The 21,370-nt window shown below is 33.9% G+C and carries 26 protein-coding genes; 3 read left to right on the top strand and 23 right to left on the bottom strand.

Going from position 1 to position 21,370, the window contains the following annotated elements; all coding sequences use genetic code 11:
- Positions 1-48: 48 nt before the first annotated feature.
- Positions 49-609: a 2'-5' RNA ligase family protein gene (locus ABEB18_RS15720; protein ID WP_348800288.1), complete on the bottom strand. Its 561-nt coding sequence runs from the start codon at positions 607-609 to the stop codon at positions 49-51.
- Between the two features lie 239 nt (positions 610-848).
- Here ABEB18_RS15720 and ABEB18_RS15715 point away from each other — a divergent pair, with 239 nt between their 5' ends.
- Genes ABEB18_RS15715 through ABEB18_RS15705 form a run of 3 tightly spaced genes read left to right on the top strand, consistent with a single transcriptional unit; the run spans position 849 to position 5,478 of the window.
- On the top strand, positions 849-3,026 hold the full coding sequence (locus tag ABEB18_RS15715) for an HAD-IIB family hydrolase (protein ID WP_348800287.1): 2,178 nt from the start codon (positions 849-851) through the stop codon (positions 3,024-3,026).
- Between the two features lie 8 nt (positions 3,027-3,034).
- Positions 3,035-4,531, top strand: a complete 1,497-nt coding sequence (locus tag ABEB18_RS15710) for a glycoside hydrolase family protein (RefSeq protein WP_348800286.1) — start codon at positions 3,035-3,037, stop codon at positions 4,529-4,531.
- Between the two features lie 41 nt (positions 4,532-4,572).
- The gene (locus tag ABEB18_RS15705; protein WP_348800285.1) at positions 4,573-5,478 is read left to right on the top strand and encodes a carbohydrate kinase family protein; all 906 of its coding nucleotides are present in this window, start codon (positions 4,573-4,575) and stop codon (positions 5,476-5,478) included.
- 62 nt (positions 5,479-5,540) lie between these two features.
- On the opposite strand, the gene ABEB18_RS15700 is transcribed toward ABEB18_RS15705, so the two are convergent.
- From ABEB18_RS15700 to ABEB18_RS15595, 22 genes are all read right to left on the bottom strand, one after another.
- The gene (locus ABEB18_RS15700) at positions 5,541-6,146 is read right to left on the bottom strand and encodes a hypothetical protein (protein ID WP_348800284.1); all 606 of its coding nucleotides are present in this window, start codon (positions 6,144-6,146) and stop codon (positions 5,541-5,543) included.
- 49 nt (positions 6,147-6,195) lie between these two features.
- Positions 6,196-6,684, bottom strand: coding sequence for a hypothetical protein (locus ABEB18_RS15695; RefSeq protein WP_348800283.1), 489 nt, complete (start codon positions 6,682-6,684; stop codon positions 6,196-6,198).
- A 240-nt stretch (positions 6,685-6,924) separates the two neighbouring features.
- A complete protein-coding gene (locus ABEB18_RS15690; RefSeq protein WP_348800282.1) occupies positions 6,925-7,152 on the bottom strand; it encodes a helix-turn-helix domain-containing protein in 228 nt (75 codons plus the stop codon).
- 3 nt (positions 7,153-7,155) lie between these two features.
- Positions 7,156-7,692 carry a DUF2975 domain-containing protein gene (locus ABEB18_RS15685; RefSeq protein ID WP_348800281.1) on the bottom strand — a complete coding sequence of 179 codons (537 nt, stop codon included), beginning with the start codon at positions 7,690-7,692 and terminating at the stop codon, positions 7,156-7,158.
- A gap of 274 nt (positions 7,693-7,966) precedes the next feature.
- Positions 7,967-8,365, bottom strand: a complete 399-nt coding sequence (locus tag ABEB18_RS15680) for a tautomerase family protein (RefSeq protein ID WP_348800280.1) — start codon at positions 8,363-8,365, stop codon at positions 7,967-7,969.
- A 177-nt stretch (positions 8,366-8,542) separates the two neighbouring features.
- On the bottom strand, positions 8,543-9,145 hold the full coding sequence (locus ABEB18_RS15675) for a methyltransferase family protein (protein ID WP_348800278.1): 603 nt from the start codon (positions 9,143-9,145) through the stop codon (positions 8,543-8,545).
- Between the two features lie 191 nt (positions 9,146-9,336).
- Complete coding sequence (locus ABEB18_RS15670; RefSeq protein ID WP_348800277.1) at positions 9,337-9,630, bottom strand: type II toxin-antitoxin system RelE/ParE family toxin; 294 nt, start codon at positions 9,628-9,630, stop codon at positions 9,337-9,339.
- Positions 9,623-9,874, bottom strand: a complete 252-nt coding sequence (locus tag ABEB18_RS15665; protein ID WP_348800276.1) for a type II toxin-antitoxin system ParD family antitoxin — start codon at positions 9,872-9,874, stop codon at positions 9,623-9,625. Before ABEB18_RS15665 ends, ABEB18_RS15670 begins: the two co-directional genes overlap by 8 nt.
- A 207-nt stretch (positions 9,875-10,081) precedes the next feature.
- Positions 10,082-10,852: an HNH endonuclease gene (locus tag ABEB18_RS15660; RefSeq protein ID WP_348800275.1), complete on the bottom strand. Its 771-nt coding sequence runs from the start codon at positions 10,850-10,852 to the stop codon at positions 10,082-10,084.
- A gap of 197 nt (positions 10,853-11,049) precedes the next feature.
- Positions 11,050-11,811, bottom strand: a complete 762-nt coding sequence (gene trpA / locus ABEB18_RS15655) for a tryptophan synthase subunit alpha (RefSeq protein ID WP_348800274.1) — start codon at positions 11,809-11,811, stop codon at positions 11,050-11,052.
- Positions 11,812-11,883: 72 nt separating this feature from the next.
- Entirely contained in the window at positions 11,884-12,204 is a 321-nt protein-coding gene (locus tag ABEB18_RS15650; RefSeq protein ID WP_348800273.1) for a gamma-glutamylcyclotransferase family protein, read from the bottom strand.
- A 173-nt stretch (positions 12,205-12,377) separates the two neighbouring features.
- Positions 12,378-13,559, bottom strand: coding sequence for a tryptophan synthase subunit beta (trpB, locus tag ABEB18_RS15645; RefSeq protein WP_348800272.1), 1,182 nt, complete (start codon positions 13,557-13,559; stop codon positions 12,378-12,380).
- Positions 13,560-13,571: 12 nt separating this feature from the next.
- Positions 13,572-14,204, bottom strand: a complete 633-nt coding sequence (locus ABEB18_RS15640) for a phosphoribosylanthranilate isomerase (RefSeq protein WP_348800270.1) — start codon at positions 14,202-14,204, stop codon at positions 13,572-13,574.
- A 74-nt stretch (positions 14,205-14,278) separates the two neighbouring features.
- Positions 14,279-15,061 carry an indole-3-glycerol phosphate synthase TrpC gene (trpC, locus tag ABEB18_RS15635; protein ID WP_348800269.1) on the bottom strand — a complete coding sequence of 261 codons (783 nt, stop codon included), beginning with the start codon at positions 15,059-15,061 and terminating at the stop codon, positions 14,279-14,281.
- 5 nt (positions 15,062-15,066) lie between these two features.
- Positions 15,067-15,747, bottom strand: a complete 681-nt coding sequence (locus ABEB18_RS15630; RefSeq protein ID WP_348800268.1) for a hypothetical protein — start codon at positions 15,745-15,747, stop codon at positions 15,067-15,069.
- 4 nt (positions 15,748-15,751) lie between these two features.
- Positions 15,752-16,747, bottom strand: a complete 996-nt coding sequence (gene trpD / locus ABEB18_RS15625) for an anthranilate phosphoribosyltransferase (protein ID WP_348800266.1) — start codon at positions 16,745-16,747, stop codon at positions 15,752-15,754.
- Positions 16,748-16,840: 93 nt separating this feature from the next.
- Positions 16,841-17,248, bottom strand: a complete 408-nt coding sequence (locus tag ABEB18_RS15620) for a GNAT family N-acetyltransferase (protein ID WP_348800265.1) — start codon at positions 17,246-17,248, stop codon at positions 16,841-16,843.
- A gap of 67 nt (positions 17,249-17,315) precedes the next feature.
- Positions 17,316-18,158 carry a c-type cytochrome gene (locus ABEB18_RS15615; protein ID WP_348800264.1) on the bottom strand — a complete coding sequence of 281 codons (843 nt, stop codon included), beginning with the start codon at positions 18,156-18,158 and terminating at the stop codon, positions 17,316-17,318.
- 36 nt (positions 18,159-18,194) lie between these two features.
- Positions 18,195-18,761 (bottom strand): anthranilate synthase component II, encoded by a 567-nt coding sequence (locus tag ABEB18_RS15610; RefSeq protein WP_348800263.1) that lies wholly within the window; start codon positions 18,759-18,761, stop codon positions 18,195-18,197.
- A gap of 89 nt (positions 18,762-18,850) precedes the next feature.
- Positions 18,851-19,297: a hypothetical protein gene (locus tag ABEB18_RS15605; RefSeq protein WP_348800262.1), complete on the bottom strand. Its 447-nt coding sequence runs from the start codon at positions 19,295-19,297 to the stop codon at positions 18,851-18,853.
- Positions 19,298-19,302: 5 nt separating this feature from the next.
- Entirely contained in the window at positions 19,303-19,692 is a 390-nt protein-coding gene (locus ABEB18_RS15600) for a tautomerase family protein (RefSeq protein ID WP_348800261.1), read from the bottom strand.
- Between the two features lie 10 nt (positions 19,693-19,702).
- The gene (locus ABEB18_RS15595) at positions 19,703-21,103 is read right to left on the bottom strand and encodes an anthranilate synthase component I family protein (RefSeq protein WP_348800260.1); all 1,401 of its coding nucleotides are present in this window, start codon (positions 21,101-21,103) and stop codon (positions 19,703-19,705) included.
- Positions 21,104-21,370 lie beyond the last annotated feature (267 nt).

Below are 21,370 nucleotides of genomic sequence, written 5' to 3'. Positions count from 1 at the left end.
CTGTTTTAAGAAGGCAATTTACTGCTTTTTGATGAAAGTTGATGGGAATTAAAAAAGACTTCCCTGTATAGATTGTTCCTTTGTATTGCCATTGAAAAGAAATTTATGTGTTGCGACAAACTGTTTTTTTTGTTCGTCAAATTGTCTTAAAACAACACTGTTGCAATCGTAGTGCAAATCTATTTTGGTAAAAAATGCAACTGCTTTTTCTAAATTTTCAGGGCTTAATCTTCTGGCAATGGTGAGGTGAGGATTGTCGCTTTTTTTCATATTATGCAAACGAAGCGATTTGTTAAAATGCTTCATAATGTGTTTCAAATCTATTTTTGATTGGTTATCAGGTGCAATAAAAAAAGCTCCATTGGGAAAAGAACCAAATTCATTCATACGAACATTGATGGGGTGCAATGTCTCGCAAAGTTTGATAATTTGTTTCTTGATTACTTCTATGATTTCATCGGTAGCGGTAAATTCGCAAATGGTTATGTGACCAACAGAATTTTTACTATTGAACCAACCTACTTCGGTCGCCAATTGTTCTTTCATTGTTTTAACCAGAACAAGAATTTCTTCGGGTGGATGAATGACAAGTGAATATAGATTTTCCATAGGAAATTGTTTTTCGATGTAAAAATAAAAATTTAGACAGTAGAATAATTATTGATAAAAAAAATCAGCAATAATGATGGTTTGTTAACAGTTGATTTAATTTTAGTTTGAGATATAAAGAGTCTTCTTTTATTGATTTAGGACTCAAAATATAGCTTTCAAATGTTATAATATTCACAAAACTGCCAATTTAGTGGTGTGTTTTTTGTAAATTAAATTTTTAAACAATAATAAACACAATGAAAAGAATAAGAATTTCACTAATTAATATACATGGATTATTGAAAGGTTCTGGTCTTGAAATTGGTAGAGATGCTGATAATGGAGGACAAACAAAATATGTTATGGAACTCGCTGAGTTTTTATCTCAGCACAAAGATGTAGAACATGTTCATTTATTTACAAGACTTATTGATGACCCACTAGTTTCTCCTGAATATGCAGCTCCAATCGAAATTATCAACAGTAAGTTTGATATCAGACGAATTCCTTTCTTAGGAAAAAAATACAAATCCAAAGAACAGTTGTGGGAGGGGCTAGATACCTTTGTAAACGGTATTGTACAGCACATAAAATTGTATGATATTTTTCCAGACTGGGTACACTCTCATTATGCAGATGCAGGTTATGTTGCCACAGAATTAGCTACAATACTCAATATTCCTTTTGCTCATACAGGTCATTCTTTGGGCTTTTATAAAAAACAAAAATTATTAGAAAAAGGAAAAACAGAAGCCGAATTAGACAAACAATTTAAATTTAAACAAAGGATTGCTGCAGAAGAAAGAACTTTAGAATTATCTGAATTTATAGTCACTTCTACAGAACAAGAAATTGAAACTTACAAAGCTTACAAAAATTTTGGATTGGCAAAATATCATGCCATTTCTCCAGGGATAGATACTCGAAAATTTTTACCCTATTACCTTCAGGATTCTGCTGAGGATAAAAATAGGGAAGAAGGACAACGCAAATATTGGGTGTGCGAGTCGATTTCTAAGTTTTTAACTAATCCTCATAAACCAATTATTTTGGCATTGTCAAGACCGGATCGTCATAAAAATCTTCATACACTGATTGATGTTTACGGAAAAGACAAAGAATTGCAAAGTATTGCGAATCTGGTCATTTTTGCTGGAATTAGAAAGGATATTATAAAAATGCCAGAATCAGAAAAAGATGTCCTTACCGATTTACTACTTCTTATGGACAAGTATGATTTGTATGGCAAAATGGCTATTCCTAAAAAACACGATGTAGAGAATGAGGTTTCTATCATTTACAGATATGCAGCCGAAAAGAGAGGTGTTTTCGTAAACTTAGCGCTTCATGAAAATTTTGGATTAACCGTTATTGAATCGGCTTGTTCTGGACTTCCTGTTGTGGTTACCAAAAACGGTGGCCCATCCGAGATTATTCCAGCCTGTCTCAATGGTGAATTGGTCAATCCGCAAGATGAACATCAAATAAAAAAGGCTTTGTTGAATATTTTAACTGATGAGAATAAATGGAAATTTTACTCTAATAACGGAGCTATCAATATTCATAAGTTTTATAGTTGGGTAAATCATGTAGATCAATATGTTGCTATTATTAATGAAAATCTATCCCTTTCATCTGGTATAGGAATCAAGAAAAAACAGTATCCCAACATCAATATCGATCGCTTAAAAAGAAATATCGAAAACTTACTCGTTTCGGACATAGATGGGACACTCATCGAACCCAAAATGAATAACCCAGGACTAACAGAACTGAAATCGTATTTAATCAATCGAAATGAGAAAATGGCTTTTGCATTGGCCTCTGGAAGAAATTTGGAATTGGTAAAAAAAGTTATTGCTGAAGAAAAACTTCCAGTACCTGATTTTGTAATTTGTTCTGTTGGAACCGAAATATATTATACCAATGGAGATGATTATGTTTTGGATAAAGGATGGGCCACATTCCTCTCTGGAAGATGGAAAAGAGAAGATGTTGTAAATAGATTAAGTGAAATAAATTGGATTAGACTTCAAGAAGACGAAGCTCAAAATCCCTATAAAATATCATATTATTATGAAAATGAACATTACGATCACAATCAATTAATGCAAGCATTAGGAACTGGATGGTACAAAATCAATATTATTCCAAGCCATGGAAAATATCTTGATTTTATCCCCAAAAGAGCATCCAAAGGTAATGCGATAAAATTTCTTTGTCATAAATGGTCTATTCCAATGTCTAAAGTTATTGCAGCTGGCGACTCTGGTAATGATATTGATATGTTTAGAGGTGCCATAAAAGGGATTATTGTTGGGAATAGAAGTGTAGAATTGGCAGATTATAAAACAACCAAGAGTATTTATGTAGCCAAAAAAGTAGCTTCCGAAGGAATTTTAGAAGGCTTGAAACATTATAATGTAATTAAATAAATTTTGGTATGTATTCAGGATCAGGGTTTAGTAATTGGGAAATAGGAGATGTAGATGTATTTATTGATGAAAACGGAATTCATCATTTATTTCATTTAATAATTCCCAATCACGATTATATTGCGCATGCAGTGTCTAAGGATGGTCTTTCTTGGCATAGAGTAAAAAACGCTTTGTGGGTTGGTGATCCCGGTGAATGGGATGATGACATGCTGTGGACAATGCATATTAGTAAAATGTCTGAAAGTGAAGGTTACGAATTATATTATACAGGACTTAAACGTCAGGATAAAGGAGGCGAACAAAAAATAGGCAGAGCATATTCTTCTGATTTGATTCATTGGACAAAAGAAAATTTATTTGGTTCACCACTAAGAAGCGAAGCGCCACATTATGAAAGCGCTTCAAACAATCCAAGAAAATGGATAAGTTTTAGAGATCCTTTTAAGTATCATTTTGATGGAGATGATTATTTATTGATTTGCGCTCGAAGCGCATCTGGCCCCACAAACAGAAGAGGTTGTATTGGATTGGCCAAAAAAGAGAAAGACGGTTTTACGTTGCTAAAACCTCTGCACATTCCGTACGTATATGATGATGTTGAATGTCCTTGTGTTGTAGAGATTAAAGGGATTTTTTATTTGATAGGTTCCATTCGGGAAGACGTAAAAGTACGGTATTGGTCCTCGACCGATTTTAGAGGTGAGTATTTTGCATTTCACAATAATTTACTTTTGCCACAAGGCAATTATGCTGCTCGAATTGTACATGATGGGAGTCATTTTCTAGTTTATAATTTTTATTTCGCAGGAGGAAATGTTAATACACATCGTGTAATTCCTCCGCCAAAGCAATTGGATGTTGATGAAAGCGGAAGATTGTTACTAAAATCATATCATCATTGGGAAAGATTGCATAGAAAAACAATTTTTCAAAAAGAATTTCCGCAGCCTCTACCTATTTTGAGAAACCCAACTGCAAGTTCCTCTTTAGGAGAAAAATGGGTGTTTGGATGCAGAAGTGGTTATGAAATTTTTTGTTTTGAAAAACCATCAAATGATTTTGTCTGGGAAGGCAAATTGGCTGTCGAGGGTATGGGAAAAACAGGTTTTGTTATTGAATGCGATACAGAAGGATCAGGTTATTTTATTTCGATAGATTTTGTTAACGGATATGTTCAATTTAGGGCTTGGGGATTTAATGAAAAGGACATTAAAAATAATTTTGTGTTCGAAAATGTTCAAACCAACCAATATGATATTCAGGAGGAAAAAGAGATTTATTTCAAGATTATTCGCTATGGGAATTATTACGAACTTTCTATTAATGGTGTGGTAAAAATTACATTATTAGATTTTAAATATAATGAAGGAAAAATAGGTGTTTACATTTGCTCGGCGGTAGTATCGGTAAGTGAATCAAAAATTCATATTTTGCCTGAACCCAAAAATGAATATGCTTCATCAGATCCTGACAAACATTTAAAAGCGTATTTTAAACAATAGTAAGGGAGTTTAACGACTAATTTGTATAAATTAATTTTAATATGACTAAAGAAAAAAAACTAAAAGCAGTATCGTATGGCGAAGTGCTTTGGGATGTTTTTGAGAATGAAAAAAAAATTGGAGGAGCTCCATTGAATGTTGCATTGCGTATGAAATCATTAGGAGGCGATGTTGCTATGATAAGTTGTGTGGGGAACGATGCTGATGGCGAGGCTATAATAGAGCATATTCAAAATGTAGGACTCGATACCAGTACCATTAGCAAGACTCATGAGTTTCCTACTGGATTGGTCCAGGTCACTTTAAACGAGAGTGGTTCGGCTAGTTATGTAATCAATTACCCATCGGCTTGGGACAAAATTGTTTTGACAGAGATTGCCAGACAAAAAGTCCAGGAAGCAGATGTGCTTATTTTTGGGAGTTTGGTTTGTCGCGATGCTGTTTCGAGAACAACATTAGAGCAATTACTAGAAAGTAATGTTTACAAAGTTTTTGATGTCAATTTGAGAAAACCCAATTATACTTATGCAATAATCGAAAAACTGATGCTAACAGCCGATTTTATTAAGCTCAATGACGAAGAAATAATCGAGATTACAAGTGCCATGCATTCACCTTTTGCAAGTATAGAGGAGAATATGGTTTTTATATCTCAACTAGCCAATAATAAAGCGGTTTGCGTTACCAAAGGAAAAGACGGAGCTTCTTTATTATGGAAAGGTAAAATGTATTACAGCAAGGGATACCCGATCACCGTAGTAGATACCGTTGGGGCTGGCGATTCTTTTCTGGCAACACTAATCACATCGTTACTGACCGATGTTGATCCTCAGGAAGCAATACATTTGGCATGCGCAATGGGAGCCTTGGTTGCAGGTTCTGCTGGAGCTAATCCCGAAATTTCTAGTGAAACTATATATGATTTTATGCAAAAGAATACTCACTAAATGTTTCTAATTCGTTCAACTTTTTTATTTATTTAATGTTGAATGATTGTCTCAAAAAACATTTAGATTGGTCTATAGTGTGTTTTCCCATATTTCATTAATAACTTTTCGAATTGAGAGTTTAGTTTATTTTTGCCAAATTGAGCCGAACAATATTTAATATTGGGAAGTTGAATTAGAAACTCTAAATCCTCTGGTGTTTGTGGAGTCTCAATAATATTGATTTCTTCTAGGTTGGGAACAAAAGCTAGATTTTCAATATTGGTCAATTTTTTGCAATTCATAATTCTGATGCTTTTTAAATTTTGACAATTGGACAAATCAGGAAACTTTTCGAGCTTGGATAGATACAACAAATCGAGTTCTTGTATTTGTTTTAATGATCCTAGAAAGGATAATTGATTGTGGTTTTTAATGTTGTTTAAAAATACCCGTTCTAATGTTTCTATTGTAGCCATTGCCTCAAAATTTTCGGTATGAATACCGTAAAAATCAACTGCTTTAAGTTTGTTGAGAATTTGCAAAAAGTCTAAATTCTTGTTTTTTGTATGCCACAATCCTATTTCGGTGCTGTTTTTGTGTTTCTTGATTTGTTCAATTTCGTGTTCATCCAAACGTTTATAAATGATAATTTTATTCCCTTTAACTTTATGAAATCCTTCTTCCATGATTTTTTAGAAAAAAAAACTTCTACTCAATAGAGCAGAAGTCTTAGGTTTAATTATTGGTGGGTTGAACTTTTTTGAATTCTTCATCTTCTTCATCTTCTTCTTTGCTTGGCATAATTCCGTAAAGGATAAGACCAGCAACTATGAGTAAAATTATTTTCCCGCCATAACGAGTGTAAAATCCTAATTGAAGCAGACTTTCTTTATCTAATTTGTTTTCCTTTATAATTTCGGAAAGCTGTTGGTCTGTTAACTCATAATAAAAATCGGTATCTTTTTTGGCCAAAACTAATTTTGGTTCTTGGGTGATCCAAATTGGAAAAATCCAGGCAATATTATATTCCTGATGCAGTGTTGCTAGATCTAGATAATCTTTAGAGCCTTGAACAGTCAAATATTTATCCTCGTTGGGTAAATCGGCTACGATTTCTATTTTATCAATTTTGCCAAAAGGGATTCTCGCTTTTGCAGACATCACAATAGTTGTTCCTATGATGATTAATGAGGTAAAAAGCACTTTTTTTGTAAAACGTTTCATTCTTGATTAATTTGGTTATTAAATAATTACAAAATCATTAAGAGATTTGTCTTACAAAATAAATTTAATCCTAGTGTAAAAGCGTCATTATATTTAGTGATTTTACAAAACCTTGCTTTTTGGTTTGGTGAAAATAGTGTTGTTTTTCATTTTATACCGCATTGCAAAAGCCGATGTGATCGAGTACCAGTGGGATACAAATAGAGATAGAAGTTTTTAGTGTTGGTTTTTGATAGGAACTTATTGATTTACTGCTATAGTATCATCATTTTTATATTCTAAAATATCAGCAGGTTGACAGTCTAACGCTTTACAAATAGATTCCAAAGTGCTAAAACGAATTGCCTTTGCTTTTCCAGTTTTTAAGATAGAAAGGTTAGATAATGTCAAATCAACTCTTTCTGAAAGTTCATTCAGTGAGATTTTGCGTTTTGCCATCATCACATCTAGGTTTACAATTATAGGCATGGTTTAAACTGTTAAATCGTTCTCGTTTTGAATAGCTACTCCTTTTTTGAAAATTGTTGCAATGACATGAATTACAGCCCACATCAATATAAAAGCTTCACTATCAACCCAAAATTGGTTTAAGTTTTCAGGAACAAATCCGTAATACTGCAATTTTTTAGTTATTTGTATGGCAATATAACTTAAAAGTCCTATTGAAAGTGTGTAATAACTAATGTATGAAATTTGTCTAGCTACAAATGTGTTAAACGGTTTTGACTTATCCATTGTATGCATTAGTCTGATAACGGTGTAAAATAAAATAGTTTTTAGAATTGAAATGAGTAGTATAAAACTATAAACACCAAAAAAAGCTAACTTACTTTCGTTATACATTTTAATTAGATCCAACTTTTGATATAGATTTTGGATGATTTCAGGCTTATATAAACTGAAGAAAAAATTTACTATTAGGCCACCTGCTTCAATAGATAAGGCTACAAAAATGAGCCAAGCCAATCCATATAAACACCAGAATACGAAATTGTTTGTCTTTGACATGATTGATAGATTTAAAATTGAATCGTAAAAATAATAAAAATTTATTGATAAACAATAAAAATATATTTAAATTCAATTTTTTTAAATTTCAATGTGTTTGTCATTTAGTATAAGAGTTACACTCCATCAGTTACTAGCGAAGCTTTCTACTCGATTAACTGTAGGCTTTTTCAATTGTTAAGTTTCGACCAATTCCAAAACATATAATGTCCTTCTCTTTCTTCAACTTTGAATAATTGAACACATTTTAAAGTGTTATATATGTTTGATACTTTCATTTATTTAAATGCTTTGGTTCTTGAGTTTCTCCATTTCCAAACGACCAATTTTGTTTACCGTCATTTTCGAGAAGAACAATGATGATGTTGTTTTTGGTAACAGCTGTCGTGTTGGTTATTCGATCGGCTATTTCTCTATATAAACCTTTCTTTTGTTCCAATGTCCGACCTTGTCCAGCTATAATTTGAATATAAACTATGTCGGATGTGTGTGTAATGCCCAAATAAGTTTCTGGAAATTTTATTTGTTGTGGCTCTAGTTCTTCAATAATATGAAAATAGTCATCTTGTGGAATATTAAATTCTTGAACCAAAGAATTATGTATAGATTTTGAAATTTCATCCTTGGTTTCTTGTGAAAACTTCTTAGGTAAACTTATTCGTACAAATGGCATATAGTGATTTTTAAGTGTTGTTTTTTAGCCTGACCGCTAACGTGCCGCGTATTGGCGATGGGCGGGATTTTTAGCATTGAACTTTAATCGAAGAATGAAAGCTGAATTTTGCACTTCCGTTGATGCGAAGCCGTTCAGCCCGACTATTGGCAATCCGATATTAGCGGTTCGACTTTTTCAGATCAGTCGTCTTACTTTTTGTTTATAGCTTAAATATTCTTGTCCGTGTTCTTTGGACAAAAATTCTTCTTCAAGTCGGATTTGTATTTGAATAAGAACGTAACCTAAAATCAAAAACAATGCTGTCAATGCGTTTGGTGTTGTCAAGAAAAGTCCGACTAAACTTAAAATCATTCCGAAGAATATCGGGTTTCGTGAAATCGCAAAAAGTCCGTTTGTTATCAATTCTGTTTTTGTGTCCGTGTCAATGCCAATACGCCAAGAATTTTTCATATGTCGTTGTGCAATTACTGTCCACACCAATGAAATGAAAAGAATTACAAGTCCGACATATTTTATTGCCTGACCGTCAAGTTGCGTGATTGGTAAAAACTTGTCGTGCCAAGTTGGAAACAAAGCATAGGCAACAACATAAACAAACATTGCTATCAATGTCAGTTTGAAGTAAAGTCCAATAAGTCCGTAAGCACTATCGTCTTTGGGTAAAACAAGTGGATTTTTGCCAATTCGTTTTGCTACTACAAGCGATTTCAAAACGAAAGCAACTCCAAAATAAACAATGAAGTAAATCGGTAAAATTACTCTTAAAAGTTCTGTCATCTATTTCTCCTTATTTCTGTTCAACTGTTTGTCGTTGGTGGGTCGTCCTAAGCTGACCACTAACGGTCTTGCGCTACAAGTGGTTTGCGGGTTACGAAGCAGAGTGTTTTCTGCTAAACGAAAATAGTGTTTAAAAACGGTAATTCCACTAAATCCGCAAATCGAATGTAACGGCTGTTATGTGAGGTCCCTTATAGTCTGCTTTTTAAATCCATCATTCCGTGAAGAATTCTTATGATTTCTATCTCGTTCTTTGATATAATTGAGTAGAAGATAATATGTTCACCTGATTTAAAACCTAATATTCCTTTCGTTACTATATCATAGTTTCTACCAAGTTCTGGATTATTTGCTAAATCATAACACGATGCTATAAGTAAATCATAATACTTTTCAGCTTGCATTTCAGACCAAGTTTCGACTGTATAATACCAAATTTCAGATAAGTCATCAACAGCTTTATTTGTTAAAAAATATTTAGCCATTTGATTTTTTTCTTCCTTTTAAAAGGTCAAGATGTTTTTTAGCATCAAAATCTACTGCACGCCCGCTTTCAATTCCGTCATTGATAGCTTTTCTTAAAGCTACAATTTTATTTTCCTCCTCTTCTAAAAGGCGAAGACCGGCTCTGACAACTTCACTTGCGTTATTGAACCTTCCGTCATTTATACTGTGTTCAATAAAACTTTCGAAATGATTACCAAGCGATATAGAAGTATTTCGTCCCATAATTTTTTTTTCTGCTAAGTTACCAAAAAATGGTAACTTTTCAAATTATCACGGATTTTTTTGGAAACTCTCCTAACGTTAGGCCGCTACAAGCGGTTTGCGGGTTTTGAAACTGAGTATTTTCTGTTAAATTATAAATTTTCTAAGCGAAACGCCAATTCCACAAAATCTTGCATCTTGTGTAACGGCGGTTAACAGTAGCCTTTCTTATCCATCTAGAATTGATAAACTCAAGTCGACATCATTAAATTTCTTGACTAATTTAAAACTTTTGAAGTGCTCTTTTTTTGCTTCACTAGTTTTTTTTAAATAATTGTCAAAAGCAATTTCCCAATGTCTTGAAGTTGCAATTCCAAAAACATGACCTAAAATTTCAAATTCAAAGAAACAGGGTTCTTTAACTAAGTATTTAAACTTTGAGTCATCTTCTAAAAATAATTTTGGTGTTTTTGCCCAATCTTTTGTCATCATAATTATTCCATGTTTGCGTTGAAAATAAAAAACAGGATAATCACCTAAATCATAACGACTAAACTCTCTTATAAAATCATATTTTTCATCGTGTCCATCTTTATTTTGTCTTTCAGTTTCTTCAAGAAACATTTTGTATAATCCTTTTTTAAATTGTCTTGAGATTTTTTCTTGAAAAAAGCTATGATGTTTGTAACTAGCTTTTAAAGAAAATTTATTCTTCACAAAATCAACATTAAAATAAATTGATGAGAATCTTGGCATTGCTTTATTTTTTCCGATTTGATTATCTGCGAGTAAGAACCTTGCTCTAGAAATATTAAAAGTTTCTTTAATTACAGTTTCAATAGGAGGTAATTTGTTATTATAACTACCAAAAAATAAATTGCATTTATCACAGACATTTTGGCAAATGCTTTTCCCACCAAGTGTTTGAGGAATTGTATGAGCGATTTTTTTAAATTCTACATTCTGTTCTGTCTTAGAACACCAAATACATTTTTTCACACAGTTTGTTTAAGGTTACTGTTAACTTGTTTTTTTCGAACTTCATTACAAATAACATTCGTATTCAGTTAGTATTACGTAACGTAAGTTTCTTTTTTGTTGCTAAAATATGAAAATTCAGCTATGAATTTTATTCAGAAAAAAACTATATTTAAATCAATTTTAAATACCGTTTTAATTTTACTGGGAAATAAGTTTTATCGAATTGCTTTTACAAAATCAGCAATTTTACCAGTTCCTTCTTCGCATAAATGTTTGATAAAAGCACTACCGATGATGGCGCCTTTGGCATATTGAGTCGCTTGGTTGAAGGTCTCGGCATTGTTGATTCCGAAGCCTACAATTTGAGGATTTTTTAGGTTCATATCGGCGATACGCTTGAAATATTCTTCTTGAGTGTTTCCGAAACCAGATTGTGAACCTGTAACACTTGCTGAACTCACCATATAGATGAATCCGCTAGAAACACTGTCGATAAAACGAATGCGCTCGTCTGATGTTTGTGGTGTAATCAGGAAAATATTAATTAATCCATATTTGTCAAAAGTAGCTTTGTAGTCTTCTGCATAAACATCTACGGGTAAGTCAGGAATGATTAAGCCGTCGATGCCAATTTCGGCACATTTTTTACAGAAATTTTCCACGCCGTATTGTAACATTGGGTTGAAATAGCCCATAATTACTAACGGAATATTTACGGTTTTACGAATTTCCTTTAATTGGTCAAACAAAATTTGTGTGGTCATTCCGTTCTCTAAAGCGGTAGTTGAACTTGCTTGGATGGTTGGTCCATCGGCCAATGGATCGCTAAAAGGCAACCCGATTTCAATCATGTCGATTCCGTTTTTTTCCAAGTCCTGAATAATTTGTACGGTGTCGTTCAAATTGGGGTATCCAGCCGAAAAGTAGATGGAAAGTATTTTTTTGTCTTCTTGTGTTTTTTGAGTTATCCTGTTCATTGTAATGAGTTTTGTTTTTTCCTATCCGATTCTATACATCGTTTAGGGATTTAAAATCGTAGCTTTTTGTAGTTAAATGTTTTCTATATAAATCCATGCAACAGTTCCAGATTTCAAAGTTATTTGAAGCCTTTGATAAGCATTCGATTCAAACTGATCTGCTTTGGCTAAATCTAGTTCGGAAATAGAATAAACAATGCCTTTTATACTGTCTGAGGGATTGTCGCTTGGAACGGCTACAAAATAGTCTTCTATTCCAAATTCTTCTTCTATTTTTAGATCTTTTAATGTATATCCTAGAAGTTGGTCAGGTGTTCCGCTAAGAACTCTATTGAAAACTTGCTTTTGAATTTCTTTTGATTGTAATGTTCCGTAAGAGAATATCTGTTCCATATTACTTTTCTAGTTTTGTTTGATAATACTACTTTTTAGACTACGATTATTTTTGTTTTTGTTACCTAAAGGTATTTGTACTCTGTGTGTTAGGGGTGGTAGTGGAGCTCTCCCGATTTTTCATCGGGAAGCGGGAACGTACAGCCTAGTCCGCCACGGCGGAAACGCCCAAATTATATTTTGAAATATTCGATGTAATTATTTAAATCTTTGTCGCCACGACCCGAAAGACAGATTACCACCACATCTTCGGGTTTGAACTTTTTGTCGTTTAAGACCGCCAAGGCGTGTGAGGATTCTATTGCTGGAATAATTCCTTCGAGTTTGCAAAGTTCTAATCCTGCATTCATAGCCTCGTCATCCGTAACGGAGAAAAACTCTGCACGACCGGATTCTGCCAAATGAGCGTGCATTGGTCCAACTCCTGGGTAATCTAATCCTGCCGAAATCGAATAGGGCTCTGTGATTTGACCATCGGGAGTTTGCATTAACAAAGTTTTGCAACCGTGAATGATTCCGACTTTTCCCAATTTGCTGGTTGCGGCACTGTGTCCAGAATTGACTCCTTTTCCTGCGGCTTCGACAGCGATAATGCCCACCTCAGGCTCGTGCAAAAAGTGGTAAAAAGTCCCGGCAGCGTTACTTCCACCGCCGATACAAGCGACTACATAATCCGGGTTTTCACGTCTTTCTTTTTCGTTTAATTGCCATTTGATTTCTTCAGAAATTACGCTTTGAAAACGGGTTACCATATCTGGGTAAGGATGAGGTCCTATGGCCGAACCGATGATATAATGGGTGTCGACGGGGTTGTTAATCCAATCGCGAATGGCTTCGTTTGTAGCGTCTTTTAAAGTTCTAGAACCTGAAAGGGCAGGACGAACTTCGGCGCCAAGCATTTTCATTCTCGCTACGTTGGGAGCTTGACGGGCAATGTCTATTTCGCCCATATACACCACACATTCTATTCCCATTAAGGCACAAACAGTGGCGGTTGCTACTCCGTGCTGTCCAGCTCCAGTTTCGGCAATGATGCGTTTTTTGCCTAGTTTTTTGGCAACCAAAATCTGTCCAATTGTATTGTTGATTTTGTGCGCTCCAGTATGATTCAAATCTTCTCTTTTGAGATAGATTTTGGTGTTGTATTTTTCGGATAATCTTTTGGCAAAATACAACGGACTAGGTCGTCCTACGTAATCTTTTAATAATTGGTCGAATTCGGCTTTGAATTCTGGTTGGGCTGTGATTTCTAAATATTGTTGGCGTAATTCTTCGACATTTGGATATAACATTTCGGGAATGTAAGCTCCTCCAAATTGACCATAATAGCCTTTTTCATTTACGTTGTATGACATTTTTATATTTTTTTATTTGTTATCGCGTAGGGACAATGCACAAATTGTCCGCACAAGATTGATTTTTTTTAATCCAGGTTCGATTTCCAATTTGCTGTTTACATCTATGGCATAAATCGGTAAATTGGTTTTCAAAATTTCTGATACGGCTTCCATTTCTTCGATTCCGATTCCGCCACTCAGGAAGAATGGTTTTGTCGAAGGGTATTTTTGTAAAACTCTCCAATCAAAAGTGGTTCCGTTTCCACCAGGCAATTTTCCTTTGGTGTCAAAAAGGAAATAATCGCAAACTGGTTCGTAAGATTCCAAAACGCTGAAATCAAAATTTTCGTCGGCCGAAAACACTTTGATAATTTCGATCGAAGTTCCAAATTTAGCTTTTAATTCCATACAAAAAGCAACCGATTCCTGTCCGTGTAGCTGAATGGCTTGTAAATCGTATTTTATTACTTTTTCGGCTATTACTGAAATAGTTTCATTGACAAAAACTCCTGTTTTTTTGATAGATTTTGGCAATTCGGGCATTTCTCCATCAAAATATCGGGCAGATTTTGACCAAAATATAAATCCCATATAATCGGGTAGGAGCGAGCCTACTTCGAGCATATTGTCGGGGTATTTCATGCCACAGATTTTGAGTTTCATTCTTTTATTTTTTTACCGCAAATTCCGCAAATTTTCACAAATTGAATTCGTGTTAATCTGTGAAATCTGTATTTTTATTTTAACTGATTAATAAATTCTGTTGCTGCTTTTCCGGCATTGTTGGTTTTCATGAAGTTTTCTCCAATCAGGAATCCTTTGTAGCCATAAGGTTTCAATTCGTTGATGGCTTCAATAGATGAGATGCCGCTTTCAGAAACTTTTACGAAATCGTTCGGAATTTTGTCGGCTAATTCTTTGCTGAAATCCAAACTTACTTCAAAAGTTTTCAGGTTTCGGTTATTTACACCAATCATGTTCAAGCTTGGCATAATGGATTTTTCCAATTCTTCTAAATTATGAACTTCCAATAATACTTCTAGTCCTAAGCTTTTGGCAAATTCCGATAAGGATTTGATTTCGTCACGGGTCAAAACGGCTGCAATCAATAAAATCAAATCGGCTCCGTGGGCTTTGGCTTCGAGGATTTGGTATTCATCTACAATGAATTCTTTTCGCAAAAGTGGAATGTTTACCGAAGCTCTTGCCAGCAATAAATCGTCTAAAGAACCACCAAAATATTTCCCGTCTGTCAAAACCGAAATCCCGCAAGCACCGGCACTTTCGTAGCCTTTTACCACTTCTTCAACAGTGAAATTGTTGTTTATGATGGATTTGGAAGGTGAACGGCGTTTGTGTTCGGCAATAATTCCTGAGTTACTGTTTCTTAAATTAGTACTTAGAGAAATGATTTTTTTACCAAAAAATACCGAAGCTTCCAACTGTGATACTGGAATGATTGATTTTTTGAGTTCGACTTCTCTTTTTTTGTCAATTATAATTCTGTCTAAAATATTCATTTTGTTTATTTTCTTTTAATGACTAACATTTGGTTTCCATTTTTCTGAAATTCATAGTCAGAAGTTTCAATCTTTATATCGAAATCCGTTTTAAAATGGGTAATTATATCATCTAAAACTTCTGATTTCGTAGCGTTTAAATTCAATATTGGAAATATTCTTATTTCTTTGCTGATTCGCAACATTTCGGTAATTGATTTGATATGAAAATCCAATCCCAGTTGCGAATACAGAATTAGAAAATGAGAGCTTAAACCCAAATCAAATTCCAGTGCTTCGTATTTTGTTGAATTTGGCAATTCGTGGTGAACATGTCGTTGTTGTTCTTTTCCTAATTCAAAATCATTAATAAAATTAGTCATCGCGCCCATGCGAATTTTTTCTAATTCTGCCACATTTTTGATGTTTTTCCAAACGAATTTATCCTGATTCGTTCGCATTTGTTCCATAACGGTTTCTTTGGTTTCATCAATTCGTTGCCTTAATTCCGCTTTTGAAAACTGATAAATAGGGTCTAATGAAATTACTTTTTTACCAAGTTGTGTCATCTCCGCATTGAAACTTGCCGGGCCATCGCCAAAACTGATTATTTTGCTGTTTAAATCAGAATCCGTTAGTTTAAAAATTTTAGTGTATTCTTCTAAATTTCGCCCCCAAGGGACTACGTTTTTTAATTCGAAAGTCATGACTTTAATTTCTACTTAATTCTTTCAATTTATTCAAAGCTAAAAGTGCTTTTCCTGAGAGTAAACTTTCCTTAGCCAATTCAAAACTTTCTAATATCGGATTACCATTTACTGTTGCAATTGCAAGAGCCGCATTGGCACAAACAACATTGTTTTGGGCTTCAGTGCCTTTTCCGGAAATGATATCCATAAACATTTGAGCCGATTCTTCGATGGTTTTTCCGCCTTCGATTTCGCTTTGCAATAATTGGCGAACTCCAAAATCACTTGGGCTTAGCATCATTTCTTTACTTTGGGTAATGATTTTTGTTGCTCCTGTTAAGGAAACTTCGTCGTATCCGTCCAATGAGTGCAAAATGGTGAAGTTACTGTCGGTATTTTGATACAGATAACCATACATTCTAGCCAGTTCCAAATTGAAAACGCCCAGTAATTGGTTTTTGGGGAATGATGGATTTATCATTGGTCCAAGAACATTGAAAAAGGTTCTCATCCCTAATTCTTTTCGGATAGGGCCTACATTTTTCATGGCGGGATGAAAAAGAGGAGCATGCAGAATACATATTCCAGCTTGATCCACACATTTTTCCAAAAAATCTTTGTCGTTGCTGAATTTGATTCCTAGATTTTCCATGACATTACTCGAACCCGAAATGGAAGAAACTCCGTAATTACCATGTTTTGTTACTTTTATTCCTGCTCCGGCAGTGATGAAAGATGCCAAAGTCGAAATATTGAAAGTGTCTTTTCCGTCACCACCAGTACCCACTAAATCGATAGTGTTATAGGCCGATAAATCGATACGGACGCACAATTCCAAAAGAGCTTCACGAAAACCTGCTAATTCATCCAGGCTTATGCTTCGCATCATGTAAACGGTTAAAAACGCTGCAATCTGACTAGGATTATAGCTCCCGTTGGAGATGTTTACCAAAACGTTTTTAGCTTCCTCTTCAGAAAGGACTTCGTGGTTTATTAATCGGTTTAATATGTTTTTCATTTTTTTAAGTTGCTGAGATTCTAAGTTGCTAAGTTTTTACTTCAAACTGTGACTAATTACTATTCACTAATCACTAATCACTAATTACTTTTATTAATGTTCATTGCCTTGATAAATCCACATGGGTTCTGTATTTCCGGCGCGTTCAAAACCATTTTTTTTATAAAAATCTACTGCTTTCCCATCGGCGGTGAGCATTTGCATGTGGAAATGACTGTATTTCTCCTGCATTTTGTCAACAATCATTTTTCCGATTCCTTTTCCCTGATATTCCGGAAGCACCAATAAATGCGGATAATAAACCGTTAAATGTCCATCCGAAATGGCATTTCCAAGACCAACTAATTTTTTGTCTTCCCAAGCTGTGATTAAAGTTTCGGAATTCATCAAACCATTGTATAATTGCGTTGGTTTATTAGCTGAACTCCAATTATTGGCTTTGTAAAGAGCCAGTATATCTTCAATATTTATTTCTCTTGTATCGGAAATTGTTATGCTCATTTTTTTTTAAGTTGCTAAGATTCTAAGTTGTAGAGTTGCTAAGTTTTTTAAAACTAATTACTATTCACTAATTACTATTTACTTTTTTCTTTTCGGACATGTATTTCAAATAATCCACAATTTCCTGAGATTCCTGTTTCGTAATTCCCAGTGCCGGCATTTTGACTTTGTTTCTGAAAGAAGCCGGATTTACGATATAATCTACCAATTCATTTTCTTTCCAATATTCGGTTACACTTTTGGGATAATTCAATTCAGGGCCCATTGTGCCTCCAATTCCGTTTATCGAGTGACAAGTGATACAATGTTTTTGATATAAATTAAAACCTGTTTCTACTTTTTTATTATTCGTTGGGAACAGCTCTTTGTTCGATTTGTTTAGCGGTTCCAAATGAATTTTTATCAAATTATAAGGCCATTTGTATTCCTGATTATCTGTTGGAACAGAGGTGTACACCAAATAGAAAGGATTGGCATCCATCTCATTTCCATTTTTGATAATTTTTTCCCAGTTCACACCTTTTGGAGCATCAATATCTTTGAAAGCTAAAAAAGGGTTAGTGTTTAAAAACAATTCCAAAGGCATTTCGGGTTTGTAACCATCAATACATTCAAATACTATTTTGGTGTTTTTGATGTCGATTTTGTTTAAATCAATTTCATTTTTAACCAATAAAGAAGCACTTATAGCTTGATATTTCTTGGTTTTATGATATACGGGATCATTAATAACAGTTATAACAGTATCTTTTCCTAATTTATTTTTTGATTGCAAATCCACTAAATCCAACACTGTTTCCGGTTGAGAAATAGTTGTAACTTCTATTTTTTGCTCCTTTTTTTCGTTGCAGGAAAAAAGAACAAAAGCAGAAATACAAATAAGTATAATATGGATTTTGCCTGTTTTCATATTTTATACTGCTTACTAAAAACTAAATACTGAAGACTAACTATTTACCCAATTCTCTAACATTTTTTTTCCGTTAGGAGTTAGAACACTTTCTGGATGAAATTGTACCCCACGCACATCGTATGTTTTGTGACGTAAGGACATTACTTGTCCGTTTTCATCAAAAGATGTGGCTTCTAAAGCTTCAGGTAAATCAGCATTTACTACCCATGAATGGTAACGGCCTACTTCGAATTCGTTTTCTAAACCGTCAAATAAGTGTTCGTCTTTGACTGATGTTTTTACTTTTGTGGCCACACCATGATATACTTTATCTAAGTTGGCAAGTGTTCCACCATACACTTCTCCTATGGCTTGTTGTCCTAAACAAACTCCAAGAATGCTTTTGGTAGCGCCGTATTTTGCAATAACGGGTTTCAGTAAGCCTGCCTCATCGGGAATTCCAGGGCCTGGCGAAAGTAAAATTTTGTCAAAATGAGCTATTTCGTCTATCTCAAATTCATCGTTTCGGTAAACGGTCACTTCACAATCCAAATCTTCCAGATAATGAACCAGATTGTAAGTGAAACTATCGTAATTATCTATAACTAATATTTTTTTCATTTTTTTTATAATTGAAAAATTGAAAGATTTAAAGATTGGAAAGTTAGTTTGTGACAATCTTTAAATTCTTAAATTATTAAATCTTTAAATTAATTTTCTCGAACGTATTTTTCAACGATTATTCTATCGATGCCTAATTTTTCTATTTTTTCGACTCCTTTTTGTGTCAGAGTGTCATTGTTAATTTGGACTACAAATTCAAATTTGTTATTTTCCCAGTCTCGATTGTTGAAAAACTCTAAGTTTTCGGTATAAATACTGTCTTTCAAAGTGTATTTTCCACCGCCAGCAAAGAAAACGGCCATACTGTCTTTTCCATTTTTCAAATCGTGATTAAAAAAAGCAAAATGGGTTTTGTTTATAATTTTAATCATTTTTGTTTTTGGATTGAATGTAGAAAAAGTTGAATCATTTTCGATTGTTTCAGCAGATATTAGACGCCAAGTTCCTTCTAACGGAATTGCATTTGTTTCTTTTTTAGATTCACAAGCAGCCAAAGCAATTATTGAGAGAGCAATGAGTATGGATTTTTTCATAATATTTATACATTAACTTTATAATTCAACAATAATTCATCACCACTTTTTCCTCTAATTCCCCAATTGTACATGGGTGTTTCAAATATCGTGATTTCGACATCAATAGAAGTAATGGCAAGTTGTTTTTCAAATTTTTCAAAAAGCAACTGGTATAATTTCTTTTTTGATTCGATACTTCTTCCTTCAAAAGCATTAATTTCAATGATAGTATGTTTTGTGGTTCTTCCTTCAAAATAAAAGAAACTATCTTCGTCTATATAAATAAACCGATGTGCTTTTTTTTCTTTAGGAAATTGAAAAGCTTCAAACATACATTCGCTAATAATTTCGGAGACTTTTTCTCTGATTGGATGCAGTTCTTTTCGGATACCAAAAATTTTAATCTGTCCCATTTTTAATTTTTTAGATGGTTTCTGCCAATTCTAATGCGGTATTCAATGCTCTAAGTTTGTTATATACTTCTTGCATTTCGCTTTCCTCATCTGAGCTTGCCACAATACCAGCTCCAGCTTGATAGTGTAATTGATGGTTTTTGCTCAAAAAAGTACGAATCATTATGGCGTGATTAAAATTACCTTCAAAATCCATAACTCCAATAGCTCCTCCGTAGAAATTACGGTTGGTTTTTTCGTAGTCTTCTATCAATTGCATGGCTCTATGTTTGGGAGCACCACTCAAAGTTCCAGCCGGAAAAGTATCGGCAACCACCTGCATTGTAGTCGCTTTATCGTGCAAATGTCCGGTTACTTTAGAAACTAAGTGAATAACATGTGAGAAAAACTGAACTTCTCGGTATTTTTCTACTTCAACGTTGTGTCCATTTCTGCTCAAATCATTTCGAGCTAAATCAACCAACATCACGTGTTCACTGTTCTCTTTTTTGTCTTCGGATAATTTTTTGGCCAATTCAGCATCTTTTTCATCGTCGCCTGTTCTTCTAAAAGTTCCTGCAATAGGATGTATTTCGGCTTTGCGATTTTTTACGATAATTTGGGCTTCTGGAGAAGAACCAAAAATTTTAAAATCGCCATAATCAAAGAAAAATAGGTAAGGAGAAGGGTTGATGCTTCTCAAAGCTCTGTAAACATTAAATTCATCTCCTTTGAAACCTTGTGTAAATCGTCTGGATAAAACCAATTGAAAAACATCGCCTCTATGACAGTGTTTTTTTGCCAAAGCTACATTGTGTTTGAATTCTTCGTCAGTTAAATTTGACGAGCCTTCGCCTTCTTTTGTGAATTTATAAGAAGCGATGTTTCGAGATTGCATTAATTGTTCGATCTCCGAAATATTATTTTTTCCGTCTAAACTATGACAAAAAATGTACGCTTCGTTTTTGAAGTGATTGATGGCTATGATGTTTTGATACACGGCATAATAGGCATCTGGGATTTGAGTTGTTGCGTCTTTTTTGGAAATGGTAACTTTCTCAAAATAACGTACAGCATCATACGAAAGATAGCCAAATAAGCCATTGTTGATAAACTTAAAATTGTTTTTGTTGGATTGAAATTGTGCCGAAAAATCTTGAATGATTTTAGGAATATTAGTGTTTGATTCGATAATTATCGATTCTGAAACACCATCTGGATATGTTTTAGATATGGTTTCGTTTTCGATTTTGATAGTAGCAATTGGATTACAGCAGATGTACGAAAAACTGTTGTCGTTTCCGTGGTAATCGCTACTTTCCAAAAGTAAACTGTTTGGGTATTTGTCTCTTATCTTGAAGTAGATACTAACCGGAGTGATCGTATCGGCTAGTATTTGTTTGTAATTAGTTTGCAGTTTATAGGTTTTCATATTTAATATTGCTTGTTGTTCTTTGTTTGATTTTTTCAATAAAAAAAAGGCCTGTCGTGATGACAAGCCTTTTTTTATTTTATAGTTTACAAATAATACTATAGGAGCTTACTTCACGACGTTTGACGTAAATTGTTCCACCACCAAGTATTGTTTGTTATTGTTCTCATAATGCGTTTGTTGTTTTGCAAATATATAAATGATATTTGTTCTACCAAAGATATCGAAATAAAAAAAAAGATTTTTTTTTGAGTTTTTTGTTAAATG

The organism is Flavobacterium adhaerens, assembly GCF_040045115.1.
In the GTDB taxonomy this organism is placed as follows: domain Bacteria; phylum Bacteroidota; class Bacteroidia; order Flavobacteriales; family Flavobacteriaceae; genus Flavobacterium; species Flavobacterium adhaerens.
The sequence above is the reverse complement of the archived record's forward strand: the minus strand, read 5'-3'. Positions and strand labels throughout refer to the sequence as shown.